Below are 14891 nucleotides of genomic sequence, written 5' to 3'. Positions count from 1 at the left end.
TATGGCATCGATCGATTTCCGAAATAAAATTAACTGGCATCGTCGTTATCGTTCACCGCAGGGCGTAAAGACGGAACATGAGATCCTGCGGATTTTTGAAAGCGATCGCGGGCGGATTATCAACTCTCCGGCTATACGCCGTTTGCAGCAAAAAACGCAGGTTTTCCCGCTGGAGCGCAATGCCGCGGTGCGTACTCGCCTGACGCATTCAATGGAGGTGCAACAGGTAGGGCGTTATATCGCGAAAGAGATTTTAAGCCGCCTGAAAGAGCAAAACCGGCTGGAGGAGTACGGTCTGGATACGCTGACCGGTCCCTTTGAAAGTATCGTGGAAATGGCCTGCCTGATGCACGACATCGGTAATCCGCCGTTCGGTCATTTTGGCGAGGCGGCGATCAATGACTGGTTTCGTCAGCGGCTGCATCCGGAAGATGCGGAAAGTCAGCCGCTCACGCATGATCGCTGTGTGGTTTCCTCGCTACGGTTACAGGAAGGCGAAGAAAATCTGAACGATATTCGCCGCAAGGTACGTCAGGATATCTGCCATTTTGAAGGCAATGCACAGGGAATTCGTCTGGTACATACGCTCATGCGGATGAATCTTACCTGGGCGCAGGTTGGCGGAATTTTAAAATATACCCGTCCGGCATGGTGGCGAGGGCCGGTGCCGGATTCCCATCGCTATTTAATGAAGAAACCGGGCTATTATCTTTCTGAAGAGAAGTATATTGCGAGGTTACGTAAAGAACTACAGTTAGCACCTTACAGTCGCTTTCCATTAACGTGGATTATGGAAGCCGCAGATGATATTTCTTATTGTGTCGCCGATCTTGAAGACGCGGTAGAGAAAAGAATCTTTAGCGTTGAGCAGCTTTATCACCATTTATATCACGCGTGGGGCCACCATGAGAAGGATTCGCTGTTTGAGCTGGTGGTAGGAAATGCGTGGGAAAAATCACGCGCCAATACATTAAGCCGCAGTACCGAAGATCAGTTTTTTATGTATTTACGGGTAAATACATTAAATAAACTGGTGCCCTATGCCGCTCAGCGTTTTATTGATAATTTGCCGCAGATTTTTGCCGGTACCTTCAATCAGGCGTTGCTGGAAGATGCCAGCGGTTTTAGCCGCCTGCTTGAACTCTATAAGAATGTGGCGGTTGAACATGTGTTTAGCCATCCGGATGTAGAACAGCTTGAACTACAGGGATACCGGGTGATCAGCGGATTATTAGATATCTATCAGCCGCTATTAAGCCTGTCGCTTAACGACTTTCGCGAGCTGGTGGAAAAAGAACGGTTGAAACGCTTCCCCATAGAATCGCGCTTATTTCAGAAACTTTCTACGCGCCATCGTTTGGCCTACGTGGAAGTCGTCAGTAAATTACCTACGGATTCGGCGGAGTACCCGGTACTGGAATATTATTATCGCTGTCGGTTGATTCAGGATTATATCAGCGGGATGACTGACCTTTACGCATGGGATGAATATCGGCGTTTGATGGCGGTCGAACAGTAAATGGACTTTTGTAAAGATGGACAATAAATTTTTACTTTTTCCAGAAACTTTGTTCCGGAACTTCGCGTTATAAAATGAATCTGACGTACACAGCAATTTTGCGTTACCTGTTAATCGAGATTGAAACACATGAAAAAAACCACATTAGCAATGAGTGCACTGGCTCTGAGTTTAGGTTTGGCATTGTCGCCTCTGTCTGCCACGGCGGCTGAAACGTCCTCTTCAGCAATGACTGCCCAGCAGATGCCAAGCCTGGCACCGATGCTCGAAAAAGTGATGCCATCGGTGGTCAGTATTAATGTAGAAGGTAGCACCACGGTGAATACGCCGCGTATGCCGCGTAATTTCCAGCAGTTCTTTGGCGATGACTCCCCGTTCTGCCAGGACGGTTCTCCGTTCCAGAATTCTCCGTTCTGCCAGGGCGGCGGTAGCGGCGGCAACGGCGGTCAACAACAGAAATTCATGGCGCTGGGCTCCGGCGTAATTATTGACGCCGCGAAGGGCTACGTCGTCACCAACAACCACGTGGTTGATAACGCCAGCGTGATTAAAGTACAGCTTAGCGATGGGCGTAAATTCGATGCTAAAGTGGTAGGCAAAGATCCGCGTTCTGATATCGCGCTGATTCAAATTCAGAATCCGAAGAACCTGACGGCGATTAAGCTGGCGGACTCCGACGCGCTGCGCGTGGGGGATTATACCGTCGCTATTGGTAACCCGTTTGGTCTGGGCGAAACGGTGACGTCAGGTATCGTTTCGGCGCTGGGGCGTAGCGGCCTGAACGTAGAAAATTACGAGAACTTTATTCAGACCGACGCCGCGATTAACCGCGGTAACTCCGGCGGCGCGCTGGTGAACCTGAACGGTGAGCTGATCGGTATTAACACCGCGATTCTGGCGCCGGACGGCGGCAACATCGGTATTGGCTTCGCTATCCCCAGTAACATGGTGAAAAACCTGACGTCGCAGATGGTGGAATACGGCCAGGTGAAACGCGGCGAACTGGGGATCATGGGGACTGAGCTGAATTCCGAATTGGCGAAAGCGATGAAAGTCGATGCCCAGCGTGGCGCGTTCGTCAGCCAGGTGATGCCGAATTCGTCCGCAGCGAAAGCGGGTATCAAAGCCGGGGATGTCATTACCTCGCTGAACGGTAAACCGATCAGCAGTTTTGCGGCGCTGCGCGCTCAGGTCGGCACTATGCCGGTCGGCAGCAAAATCAGCCTCGGTCTGCTGCGTGAAGGTAAAGCGATTACGGTTAATCTGGAACTGCAGCAGAGCAGCCAGAGTCAGGTTGATTCCAGCACCATCTTCAGCGGGATTGAAGGCGCTGAAATGAGCAATAAAGGCCAGGATAAAGGCGTTGTGGTGAGCAGCGTGAAAGCGAATTCACCCGCCGCGCAAATTGGCCTCAAAAAAGGTGATGTGATTATCGGCGCTAACCAGCAGCCGGTGAAAAATATCGCCGAGCTGCGTAAGATTCTCGACAGCAAACCGTCGGTTCTGGCGCTGAATATTCAGCGTGGTGATAGTTCTATTTATTTGCTGATGCAGTAATCACCTTTGTCCCCCTTCCTCCATGGAAGGGGGCAACCCTTTTCTGTGAAACCCCCCACAACTCCATACTTATTTGCACCGTTTTGTGCATTTGCACAATGTCGAGACCTGTCATCTTCCTTATGCTTGTGCTCTGCTCACAGGAGGGATTTATGGCTGGCTGGCATCTTGATACCAAAATGGCGCAGGATATCGTGGCGCGCACTATGCGCATCATCGATACCAATATCAACGTAATGGATGCCCGCGGGCGTATTATCGGCAGCGGCGATCGGGAACGTATTGGTGAATTGCACGAAGGCGCGCTGTTAGTGCTGTCGCAGGGCCGGGTTGTGGATATCGACGACGCCGTGGCGCGACACCTGCACGGGGTGCGTCAGGGGATTAATCTTCCCTTACGCCTTGAGGGCGAAATTGTCGGCGTGATCGGCCTCACCGGCGAACCAGAGCATCTGCGTAAATATGGCGAACTGGTGTGTATGACTGCCGAGATGATGCTGGAACAGTCGCGGTTAATGCACCTTTTGGCGCAGGATAGCCGTTTGCGCGAAGAGCTGGTGATGAACCTGATTCAGGCCGAAGAAAATACGCCGGCGCTGGTGGAATGGGCGCAGCGTTTGGGGATCGATTTGAACCAGCCGCGTGTGGCGGCGGTGGTGGAAGTCGACAGCGGCCAGCTTGGCGTCGATAGCGCAATGGCGGAACTTCAGCAGTTGCAGAATGCGCTTACCACGCCGGAGCGTAACAACCTGATAGCCATTGTTTCTCTCACCGAGATGGTGGTGCTCAAACCCGCCTTAAACTCGTTTGGTCGCTGGGATGCTGAAGATCATCGTAAGCGCGTAGAGCAGCTTATCTCGCGAATGAAAGAGAATGGTCAGCTACGTTTTCGCGTAGCGCTGGGCAATTACTTTACCGGGCCGGGCAGTATTGCACGCTCATACCGCACGGCGCGCACCACGATGATGGTCGGCAAACAGCGGATGCCAGAAAGCCGCAGCTATTTTTATCAGGATTTGATGCTGCCGGTTCTGTTAGATAGCCTGCGTGGCGGCTGGCAGGCCAATGAGCTGGCGCGCCCGCTGATAAAACTCAAAGCGATGGATAACAACGGGTTATTACGTCGGACGCTGACGGCGTGGTTTCGCCATAATGTCCAGCCGCTGGCGACCTCTAAGGCGCTGTTTATTCATCGTAACACGCTGGAATATCGGCTAAATCGTATTTCGGAACTGACCGGGCTGGATTTGGGAAATTTTGACGATCGGCTGTTGCTGTATGTGGCGCTACAATTGGATGAACAGCGTTAAGCCCGGCGGCGCTACGCTTATCAGGCCTACGGGGATATATCTGTAGGCCGGATAAGGCGTAACACGTCGCCATCCGGCAACACACAGCTTACTTACGGGTAAGCTTGTCCAGATCGGCTTCGATTTCACTGATCTTATTCGCGACGACGCTTTCCAGATGGCGCAAGTCGTCGAGGATCTTACGTTTGAGATCGAGTTCTGAGCGGTCGCGCTGGCAGATTTGGTCCAGCTCGTCAATCACATAGCGTAGGTTAGGGCTAATCTCCTGTACTTCTTTATAACCCTGACCGATGCCATCGGCCACCACCGTTTTACGCTGGCGTGGATACTTAAACTTCACGCTTTTAGCAAAGAATTCACCTCTATCCTTTTGAAAATAGATTTTCAGGATATCGTTATTGGCTTCTTGCCGCAGGCTGTAACGATCGATTTCCTCAGGATTGGTAATGCCCAGACTTTTTAGATTGTCATACATAGCGGTATCCTTCATCACACTATAACTTTTGAATAATTAACGAAAAATTGGTTTTTCGCCACCAATGTATACAAAAAAAGCGCGGTTGATCGCAGAAGACGTCTCGGCAACGTCATGAGCAAAAGGGCGGCGGTTATTGATAGCTTAAGTAATTCAACGCGATATTCCGTTTATAGAGAAAGCGTTTGAGGTCAGTGTGGGAAATTGACCGGAGGTAGTGGTCGATAACCTTGAGAGGCGGAGTCTATGTCCGGAACGTATAATGCTACTATTCGCCGGGTGGTGGTTTCCGCCTGGATAGGAAACTCCATTGAATATTATGATTTTCTATTATACGGCCTGGCAAGCGCGCTGGTATTTGGCCCGCTTTTTTTTCCTGGCGCCAGCCCATTGACTGCAACGTTATCTTCTTTTGCCAGTTTCGGCGTGGGATTTATCTCCCGGCCGCTGGGCGCACTATTTTTTGGCAACAGGGGAGATACGCTTGGGCGTAAAAACACGTTATTAATTACGTTAGGGGGGATGGGCGCGGTCACGTTTCTCATCGGTTGCCTGCCTTCTTACGCCAGTATTGGCGCGCTGGCGCCTGCTTTACTGGTTATTCTGCGTTTTCTACAGGGATTTATGGTTGGAGGCGAATGGGGAGGCGCCATGTTGATGGTCGTGGAATATGCTGCTGGAAAGCACCGGGGGCGGTTAAGCGCGCTATCGCAAACAGGAGGACTCACGGGACAATTATTGGCGACAGGCGTATTTATAGTCGTGACCCAATTACCGAAGGAGGCGTTGTTATCGTGGGGATGGCGTATTCCTTTTCTGCTCAGTGCGCTTTTGGTGTTGCCTGGATTATATATGCGTCATCGTCTGGATGAGACGCCTGTCTTCCGTGCGTTTAAAAAGCAGCAGGCCATTAATCATAGGCAGAAAAGAGAAGAAAGGCCGGTGGTCAAAGTAGTACGAGAACAATGGCGCAGCATTTTGCTGATTATAATTCTGCGTTTTGCGGAAAGCGTTCCCTTTTTTCTTGCTACTGTCTTCGCGGTTTCCTGGGCGACAACGCAGCTTGGGATTGCCAGCCTGACTATTCTGTACATTGTAATGTTCACCTGTCTGCTGGCGTATCCCATGCACGTGCTATTTGGCATCATGTCGGATCGGCGTGGCTGCCGTCAGGTGTATATTTTCGGCGCGCTTTTTGTCGCGGCAATGGCTTTTCCCTTTTTCTGGCTGCTGGAAAGCCGTTCGCTCATACTGATGACAATGGGCTACGTTCTGCTTATTAACATTGGTCATAATTCACTGAATGCCGTGCAACCTTCTTTTTTCGCCGGACTGTTTCATCCGCCTGTACGCTACAGCGGTTCATCAATTGGCGCTCAGTTGGGGGCGGTTGTGGCAGGGGGATTCACGCCGTTTATCGCTAAAGCGTTAAGCGCAGTCTATGATAACAGTTGGGCATTGGTTGCCGGTTATGTCGTTTTAACTGCGCTGGCTTCGGCGTTTGCGGCAAAGATTGCGCCGGAAACCGTGTTACCGCATTCGCCGTAATGCAAAGGGGGCTGTCGCCCCCGCTTTTCACTCGCTTAATCAATAGTGCGCAATAATTCGTTAATGCCCACTTTTCCACGCGTTTTGGCGTCGACTTTTTTCACGATCACCGCGCAGTACAAACTGTACTTGCCGTCTTTTGACGGCAGGTTGCCGGAAACGACCACGGAGCCTGCCGGTATGCGGCCATAGTGAACTTCACCGGTTTCGCGATCGTAGATTTTGGTGCTCTGGCCGAGGTATACCCCCATGGAAATGACGGAACCTTCTTCGACAATGACGCCTTCCACGACTTCAGAACGCGCGCCAATAAAGCAGTTGTCTTCAATGATGGTCGGGTTAGCCTGCAGCGGCTCCAGTACGCCGCCGATACCCACGCCGCCGGAAAGGTGAACATTTTTACCAATCTGCGCGCAGGAACCCACCGTCGCCCAGGTGTCAACCATGGTGCCTTCGTCAACGTAGGCGCCGATGTTAACGTAAGACGGCATCAGCACGGTGTTGCGGGCGATAAATGCGCCCTGACGAACGGCCGCAGGCGGAACGACGCGGAAGCCTTCTTTCTGAAAACGCGCTTCGTCGTAATCAGCGAATTTCATCGGGACTTTATCGAAGTAGCGGCTTTCCGCACCGTCGATAACCTGGTTATCGTTAATACGGAAAGAGAGCAGAACCGCTTTCTTCAACCACTGGTGAGTGACCCACTGACCGTCGATTTTTTCTGCGACACGCAGCGCGCCGGAATCAAGTAGAGAAATGACCTGGTTTACCGCCTCTCGGGTCACGGTATCTACATTAGCCGGCGTAATATCGGCGCGGCGCTCAAAAGCGGTCTCAATAACGTTCTGTAACTGCTGCATTGTTAAACTCTTTCATATAAATAAACACACTACCCTTTATCGTTTGGATTGAGGGCCGCTGTCAACCGTTGTTGCACCTCAAGTTGCAGCACATTATTAAGTGCGCGCCGATCCGCTGTGGCGATTATGAATAAATCTTCTACTCGTTCACCAATGGTTGTAATTCGGGCGCCATGAAGCGAAATTCCCAGATCGGCAAAAATTTGTCCGACCCTGGCCAGCAGACCAGGTTGATCGAGCGCGATCAATTCCATGAATGATTTTCTGTCGGTATGGGTGGGCAGAAAATTGACTTCCGTTTCGACCGTAAAGTGCCGTAACTTTGCTGGTTGCCGACGCGGCTGCGGCGGCTGCCAGCTACGCTGCGTAATGGTCTGCTCAAGACCGGTGCGAATAACGTCATGGCGATCCGCCGCCAGCGGGCTGCCGTCTGGTTCCAGAACGATAAACGTATCCATTGCCATGCCGTCGCGAGTGGTAAAGATCTGCGCGTCATGGACGCTTAAATTACGCCTGTCCAGCTCGGCGCAGACGGCGGCAAACAGATAGGGTCTGTCCGGACTCCAGATAAAAATTTCGGTTCCGCCGCGCGTGGCCTGCGGACTGAGCAACACTAACGGTTGGCGCAGATCGTGCTGCAATAAATGGCGTGCGTGCCAGGCGAGCTGATTTGGACTATGACGAACAAAATAGTTAGCGCGACAGCGGGTCCAGATTTTGTGCAGCGCGGCTTCATCAATATTGTCCATTCGCAGCAGCGCCAGCGCCTGAAGCTGATGGTGACGCACGCGCTCACGCATATCCGGCGTATTTTGCATTCCACGCCTGAGCTGTTTTTCAGTGGCGAAGTACAGCTCGCGCAACAGGCTCTGTTTCCAGCTATTCCACAAGGTTTCGTTGGTCGCGCAAATGTCCGCGACGGTCAGGCAGACCAGAAAACGCAGCCGTGTTTCGGTTTGCACCTCTTCGGCAAACTGCTTAATGACTTCCGGATCCTGGATGTCGCGGCGCTGGGCGGTGACTGACATCAGCAGGTGTTGGCGCACCAGCCAGGCGACCAGTTGCGTTTCGCGTGAGTTCAAACCGTGCAGTTCGGCGAAGGTGAGTACATCCTGCGCGCCCAGTACCGAATGGTCGCCGCCGCGTCCTTTCGCAATATCGTGGAACAGCGCGGCGATCAGGATCAGTTCCGGATGGGGAAGCCGCGGCCAGAGATCGACGCATAGCGGATGGCGCTGGCGTGTCTCTTCTTTCGCAAAGCTCTCCAGTTTGAGCATTACGCGGATGGTGTGTTCATCCACCGTGTATGCGTGGAACAGGTCAAACTGCATTTGTCCGACGATGTGCGACCACTGCGGCATATAAGCCCACAGTACGCTGTGGCGATGCATCGGCAACAGACCGCGGCTGACCGCGCCGGGATGGCGTAGCATACTCAGAAACAGAGTGCGCGCCTCCGGGATGTAACACAGCGGTTGGCTCAGGTGGCGGCGGGCGTGGCGCAAATGGCGTAACGTCGTAGAGTAGATGCCGGTGATCGCGCTATTGCGCACCATCATATAAAACATGCGCAGGATCGCTTGCGGTTCGCGGATAAACAGCGTGTCGTCACGCAGATCAATGAGCGTGCCGCGCAGTTGAAACTCATCGTCAACAGGACGCGGTTTTTCATCCGCAGGCAGCGCCAGAATCGCCTCGTCAAATAGCTGAAGCAGCATCTGATTAAGTTCGCTCACCCGACGCGTAACCCGGAAGTAGTCTTTCATCATCCGCTCAACCGGATCATTGCCCTCGCCGCTGTAGTTAAGGCGTTGAGCGACGCTTAACTGGCGGTCGAACAGCAGGCGGTTATCGTAGCGGCTGACCACCAGATGTAGCGCAAAGCGAATGCGCCACAGGATATGCAGGCACTCGTTGAGCTCCGCGCGCTCAGCCGGGGTTAAAAAGCCGAATCCCACCATCTCATCGAGCGAGGTAGCGCCGAAGTGACGTCGGGCGACCCACTGCAATGTATGGATATCGCGCAGGCCGCCGGGGCTGCTTTTAATATCCGGCTCCAGATTATAGCTGGTACCGTGATAGCGCTGGTGGCGCTGGTTCTGCTCTTCTACTTTGGCGGCGTAAAATTTGTCGGACGGCCAAAAACCTTCGCTGAAAATATGTTTTTGTAGTGCCAGAAACAGAGCGACATCACCGATCAGCAGGCGCGTTTCGATGAGGTTTGTCGCAACGGTTAAATCAGACAGACCTTCCAGCAGACACTCTTCCAGCGTACGTACGCTATGCCCGACATCCAGCTTGACGTCCCATAATAAAGTCAGCAGCTCGCCGACCTTTTGCGCCTGTTCATCGGGCAGCTTTTTGCGGCTTAAAATGAGCAGATCAATATCGGAAAGCGGATGCAGTTCGCCGCGTCCATAGCCGCCGACGGCGACCAGCGCCAGATCGGCAATCTGACCGAAACCGGCCTCAATCCACAGGCGTTGCAACAACTGGTCGATAAATTCGGTACGAGCTTCAATAAGCTGTTCAGCACAAATGCCGCTGTCAAATGCCTCTCCCAGCCAGTGTTGAAAGATGTCGATGCGGGCTTTGATACCGGCGACGGTCAGTTCAGCGCGCGGCCAGACGCCAGGGTTTTGCGGCTGGTCAGGGAGGGTGGGGAGTGCGGTATTCGCGTGCTGTTCAGGAAGAGTATTCATATGCGCCACCCATTAAAAAGCCGGATGGTGGCGTGAACGCCTTATCCGGCCTACGTATTTACTCTTCATCCTTCAAGTTGCTTCTACGTTGGCTGCGCTCGTTCACTCCAGTCACGTACTTATGTACGCTCCTGAAGATTCACTCTCTTGCCGCCTTGAGGCAACTCGAATGATTTTGAGTAAAGGTGTAATTTGTAGGCCTGATAAGATGCGAAGGCATCGCCATCAGGCAAAACATTATTCGTCGTGTGTGATGATCGCCGGGATGGTGTCATCTTTACGCAGCGTCAGAATTTCACAGCCGTTTTCCGTTACCACAATAGTATGCTCGTACTGAGCAGACAAGCTGCGGTCTTTGGTTTTTACCGTCCAGCCGTCTTTCATGGTGCGGATACGGTAATCCCCGGCGTTCAGCATCGGTTCAATGGTAAAGGTCATGCCAGGCTGCAACACGACGCCGCCATCGTCTGCATCATAATGCAGCACCTGAGGTTCTTCATGGAAGCCACGACCAATACCGTGTCCGCAGTATTCACGTACCACGGAGAAACCTTCGCCTTCGGCATATTTCTGGATGGCGGCGCCAATGGTGCGCAGGCGGATGCCCGGTTTCACCATTTTGATGCCCAGATACAGGCTCTCTTGCGTGACGCGGCACAGACGCTCGCCCAGAATGGTCGGTTTGCCGACGATAAACATCTTCGAGGTATCGCCGTGGAATTCATCTTTAATCACGGTCACGTCGATGTTGACGATATCACCATCTTTCAGATGTTTAGCGTCATCCGGAATGCCGTGGCACACCACTTCATTAATAGAAATACAGACGGATTTCGGATAGCCGTGGTAGCCGAGGCAGGCGGAGATCGCGTGTTGTTCGTTAACGATGTAATCGTTACAGATACGGTCCAGTTCGCCGGTGGTGACGCCCGGTTTGATATACGGTTCGATCATTTCCAGCACTTCGGCTGCCAGACGGCCCGCGACGCGCATTTTTTCGATGTCTTCAGATGTCTTGATAGAGATAGCCATGAATTCTGTCCATCAGTGCCGATGATTTCGGCAATAATTGTGTAAGTGCTGACAATGGTATCAGTCAGGGGTGTACCCTGCCAAATTGAGAATCATTCTGAACTTCGCCTTTCGTGCCACAGGTGCGTTGGCGACATTTTTTCACCCCAGTCACTTACTGGCCGTAAGCTCCAGGGGATGCAAAAATTTGCCGCCTGCTTGTAACACGAAATTCATCGTTCAATTCAGCATTGAGTGCCAACAATTATTGGTGTCGGTGGCGTATTTGTGGTATAAAGCGCGCCGGACTTCCGATCCATTCGAAGACTACACACGATGGACGGGAGCGACAAATCTCACTTTGTGTAACAACACACACGTATCGGCACATATTCCGGGGTGCCCTTTGGGGTCGGTAATATGGGATACGTGGAGGCATAACCCCAACTTAATCTATAGAGGTTTTAAATCATGGCAACTGTTTCCATGCGCGACATGCTCAAGGCTGGTGTTCACTTTGGTCACCAGACCCGTTACTGGAACCCGAAAATGAAGCCTTTCATCTTCGGCGCGCGTAACAAAGTTCACATCATCAACCTTGAGAAAACTGTACCGATGTTCAACGAAGCTCTGGCTGAACTGAACAAGATCTCTGCTCGTAAAGGTAAAATCCTTTTCGTTGGTACTAAACGCGCTGCAAGCGAAGCGGTGAAAGAAGCTGCTAACAGCTGCGACCAGTTCTTCGTGAACCATCGCTGGCTGGGCGGTATGCTGACTAACTGGAAAACAGTTCGTCAGTCCATCAAACGTCTGAAAGACCTGGAAACTCAGTCTCAGGACGGTACTTTCGAAAAGCTGACCAAGAAAGAAGCGCTGATGCGTACTCGTGAGCTTGAGAAACTGGAAAACAGCCTGGGCGGTATCAAAGACATGGGCGGTCTGCCGGACGCTCTGTTCGTTATCGATGCTGACCACGAGCACATTGCTATCAAAGAAGCGAACAACCTGGGTATCCCGGTATTTGCTATCGTTGATACCAACTCTGATCCGGACGGCGTTGACTTCGTTATCCCGGGTAACGATGACGCAATCCGTGCTGTTAGCCTGTACCTGGGCGCTGTCGCTGCAACCGTTCGTGAAGGCCGTTCTCAGGATCTGGCTTCCCAGGCGGAAGAAAGCTTCGTAGAAGCCGAGTAATAAGGCTTGATAACTCCCTAAAATAGTTCGAGTTGCAGGAAGGCGGCAAGCTCGAGAATTCCCGGGAGCTTACATCAGTAAGTGTCCGGGATGAGCGAGTGAAGGCAACGCGCCTGCGGCTCGAAATATGAAGGGGAGAGCCCTTATAGACCAGGTAGTATCACGTTTGGTTAGGGGGCCTGTATATGGCCCCCTTTTTCACTTTTATATCTGTGCGGTTTGATGCCGGGCAGATCAAATCTTTCGAGGATTTTAGAATGGCTGAAATTACCGCATCCCTGGTAAAAGAGCTGCGTGAGCGTACCGGCGCAGGCATGATGGATTGCAAAAAAGCGCTGACTGAAGCGAATGGCGACATTGAGCTGGCAATCGAAAACATGCGTAAGTCCGGCGCTATCAAAGCGGCGAAAAAAGCAGGCAACGTGGCTGCTGACGGCGTAATCAAAACCAAAATCGACGGTAACGTCGCTTTCATTCTGGAAGTTAACTGCCAGACTGACTTCGTGGCTAAAGATGCTGGCTTCCAGGCATTTGCTGACAAAGTGCTGGACGCCGCTGTTGCTGGCAAAATCACTGACGTAGAAGTTCTGAAAGCACAGTTCGAAGAAGAGCGCGTTGCTCTGGTAGCGAAAATTGGCGAGAACATCAACATTCGTCGCGTCGCTTCCCTGGAAGGCGACGTTCTGGGTTCTTACCAGCACGGTGCGCGCATCGGCGTTCTGGTTGCCGCTAAAGGCGCTGACGAAGAGCTGGTTAAACAGCTGGCGATGCACGTTGCGGCAAGCAAGCCGGAATTCGTTAAGCCGGAAGACGTGTCTGCTGACGTGGTAGAGAAAGAGTACCAGGTACAGCTGGACATCGCGATGCAGTCCGGTAAGCCGAAAGAAATCGCAGAGAAAATGGTTGAAGGCCGCATGAAGAAATTCACCGGCGAAGTTTCTCTGACTGGTCAGCCTTTCGTCATGGAACCGAGCAAATCTGTTGGCCAACTGCTGAAAGAGCACAACGCTGACGTGACTGGCTTCATCCGCTTTGAAGTGGGCGAAGGCATTGAGAAAGTCGAGACTGACTTTGCAGCAGAAGTTGCTGCGATGTCTAAGCAGTCCTGATTTTCCTGAGGAGCCGCCTGAGGGCGGCTTCTTTTTGCGCCTCTCTTGTAAAATCAGCCGACGCCTGGCGTCTGCGCTGAAATGCGACGTACAATGTCGCCGGAATTAACTCATATCAATCGTTGACAGTCTCAGGAAAGAAACATGGCTACCAATGCAAAACCCGTCTATAAACGCATTCTGCTTAAATTAAGCGGCGAAGCTCTGCAGGGTACGGAAGGCTTCGGTATTGATGCAAGCATACTGGATCGTATGGCTCAGGAGATCAAAGAACTGGTTGAACTGGGTATTCAGGTTGGTGTGGTGATTGGCGGTGGTAACCTGTTCCGTGGCGCGGGTCTGGCAAAAGCGGGGATGAACCGCGTTGTGGGCGACCACATGGGCATGTTGGCCACCGTCATGAACGGCCTGGCAATGCGTGATGCGCTTCACCGCGCCTATGTGAACGCCCGCCTGATGTCGGCAATTCCTTTAAACGGCGTGTGCGACAACTACAGTTGGGCCGAGGCTATTAGCCTGCTGCGTAATAACCGTGTTGTGATTCTGTCTGCAGGTACGGGTAACCCGTTCTTCACTACCGACTCTGCGGCCTGTCTGCGCGGGATCGAAATTGAAGCGGATGTCGTACTGAAAGCGACCAAAGTGGATGGCGTATTCACTGCCGATCCGGCAAAAGATCCTTCCGCGACCATGTACGATCAGCTGACCTACAGCGAAGTGCTGGATAAAGAGCTGAAAGTGATGGATCTGGCGGCGTTCACGCTGGCTCGTGACCACAAACTGCCGATTCGTGTTTTCAACATGAACAAACCAGGCGCGCTGCGTCGTGTGGTGATGGGCGAAAAAGAAGGGACGTTAATCACGGAATAATTCCCGTGAGCGCCAAATACGGGTAAGATTCTGTTCTATTGACGGGTCTTATTACCTGGCAGAAATTAAACGAGACTATACTTAGCACATCTTTGTATTGTGTGACCGTCTGGTCTGACTGAGACTAGTTTTCAAGGATTCGTAACGTGATTAGCGATATCAGAAAAGATGCTGAAGTACGCATGGAAAAATGCGTTGAAGCGTTCAAAACCCAAATCAGCAAAGTGCGCACGGGTCGTGCTTCTCCCAGCCTGCTGGATGGTATTGTCGTAGAATACTATGGCACTCCGACCCCGCTGCGCCAGTTGGCAAGCGTAACGGTAGAAGACTCCCGTACCTTAAAAATTAACGTGTTTGACCGTTCTATGGGGCCAGCCGTTGAAAAAGCGATCATGGCGTCAGACCTCGGTTTGAATCCAAGCTCTGCGGGCACCGACATTCGCGTTCCGCTGCCGCCGCTGACCGAAGAACGTCGTAAAGATCTGACGAAAATTGTCCGTGGCGAAGCGGAGCAGGCGCGTGTCGCCGTTCGTAACGTCCGCCGTGATGCGAACGATAAAGTAAAAGCTCTGCTGAAAGATAAAGCGATCAGTGAAGATGACGATCGTCGCTCTCAGGAAGAAGTACAGAAAATGACCGACGCGGCAATTAAGAAAGTTGATGCGGCGTTGGCAGATAAAGAAGCAGAACTGATGCAGTTCTGATTGATCTGTACGCAGATATAAACTCATTC

Annotated in this window: 12 protein-coding genes; 8 read left to right on the top strand and 4 right to left on the bottom strand. The window is 52.1% G+C overall.

Annotation, left to right across the window (positions count from 1 at the left end):
- Position 1 precedes the first annotated feature (1 nt).
- From dgt to cdaR, 3 genes are all read left to right on the top strand, one after another.
- Complete coding sequence (dgt, locus tag ACLJR2_RS00210; protein ID WP_000146455.1) at positions 2-1519, top strand: dGTPase; 1518 nt, start codon at positions 2-4, stop codon at positions 1517-1519.
- 129 nt (positions 1520-1648) lie between these two features.
- Positions 1649-3076, top strand: a complete 1428-nt coding sequence (degP, locus tag ACLJR2_RS00205; RefSeq protein WP_000753961.1) for a serine endoprotease DegP — start codon at positions 1649-1651, stop codon at positions 3074-3076.
- A gap of 152 nt (positions 3077-3228) precedes the next feature.
- Positions 3229-4386, top strand: coding sequence for a DNA-binding transcriptional regulator CdaR (gene cdaR, locus ACLJR2_RS00200; protein ID WP_000929417.1), 1158 nt, complete (start codon positions 3229-3231; stop codon positions 4384-4386).
- Between the two features lie 88 nt (positions 4387-4474).
- Here cdaR and ACLJR2_RS00195 read toward each other — a convergent pair whose 3' ends face one another.
- Positions 4475-4861: a DUF3461 family protein gene (locus ACLJR2_RS00195; RefSeq protein WP_000272193.1), complete on the bottom strand. Its 387-nt coding sequence runs from the start codon at positions 4859-4861 to the stop codon at positions 4475-4477.
- Positions 4862-5107: 246 nt separating this feature from the next.
- Between ACLJR2_RS00195 and ACLJR2_RS00190 the strand changes: the two genes are divergently transcribed.
- Positions 5108-6409 (top strand): MFS transporter, encoded by a 1302-nt coding sequence (locus tag ACLJR2_RS00190; RefSeq protein ID WP_000017189.1) that lies wholly within the window; start codon positions 5108-5110, stop codon positions 6407-6409.
- Positions 6410-6444: 35 nt separating this feature from the next.
- Here ACLJR2_RS00190 and dapD read toward each other — a convergent pair whose 3' ends face one another.
- The 3 genes from dapD to map form a co-directional block, all read right to left on the bottom strand.
- Positions 6445-7269, bottom strand: coding sequence for a 2,3,4,5-tetrahydropyridine-2,6-dicarboxylate N-succinyltransferase (gene dapD / locus ACLJR2_RS00185; RefSeq protein ID WP_001186672.1), 825 nt, complete (start codon positions 7267-7269; stop codon positions 6445-6447).
- A gap of 29 nt (positions 7270-7298) precedes the next feature.
- Complete coding sequence (glnD, locus tag ACLJR2_RS00180) at positions 7299-9971, bottom strand: bifunctional uridylyltransferase/uridylyl-removing protein GlnD (protein ID WP_001094519.1); 2673 nt, start codon at positions 9969-9971, stop codon at positions 7299-7301.
- 237 nt (positions 9972-10208) lie between these two features.
- Positions 10209-11003, bottom strand: a complete 795-nt coding sequence (gene map, locus ACLJR2_RS00175) for a type I methionyl aminopeptidase (RefSeq protein ID WP_001018214.1) — start codon at positions 11001-11003, stop codon at positions 10209-10211.
- Between the two features lie 450 nt (positions 11004-11453).
- Here map and rpsB point away from each other — a divergent pair, with 450 nt between their 5' ends.
- The 4 genes from rpsB (at position 11454) to frr (ending at position 14862) form a co-directional block, all read left to right on the top strand.
- Entirely contained in the window at positions 11454-12179 is a 726-nt protein-coding gene (rpsB, locus tag ACLJR2_RS00170; RefSeq protein WP_000246886.1) for a 30S ribosomal protein S2, read from the top strand.
- A 257-nt stretch (positions 12180-12436) separates the two neighbouring features.
- Positions 12437-13288, top strand: a complete 852-nt coding sequence (gene tsf, locus ACLJR2_RS00165) for a translation elongation factor Ts (RefSeq protein ID WP_000808106.1) — start codon at positions 12437-12439, stop codon at positions 13286-13288.
- A gap of 144 nt (positions 13289-13432) precedes the next feature.
- Complete coding sequence (gene pyrH, locus ACLJR2_RS00160) at positions 13433-14158, top strand: UMP kinase (protein ID WP_000224567.1); 726 nt, start codon at positions 13433-13435, stop codon at positions 14156-14158.
- Between the two features lie 146 nt (positions 14159-14304).
- Positions 14305-14862 (top strand): ribosome recycling factor, encoded by a 558-nt coding sequence (gene frr / locus ACLJR2_RS00155; RefSeq protein ID WP_000622423.1) that lies wholly within the window; start codon positions 14305-14307, stop codon positions 14860-14862.
- Positions 14863-14891 lie beyond the last annotated feature (29 nt).

This window comes from Salmonella sp. SAL03688 (assembly GCF_046551895.1).
Taxonomy (GTDB): domain Bacteria; phylum Pseudomonadota; class Gammaproteobacteria; order Enterobacterales; family Enterobacteriaceae; genus Salmonella; species Salmonella enterica.
Note: the sequence above shows the minus strand (reverse complement) of the source record. Positions and strands in the feature narration are given on the sequence as shown.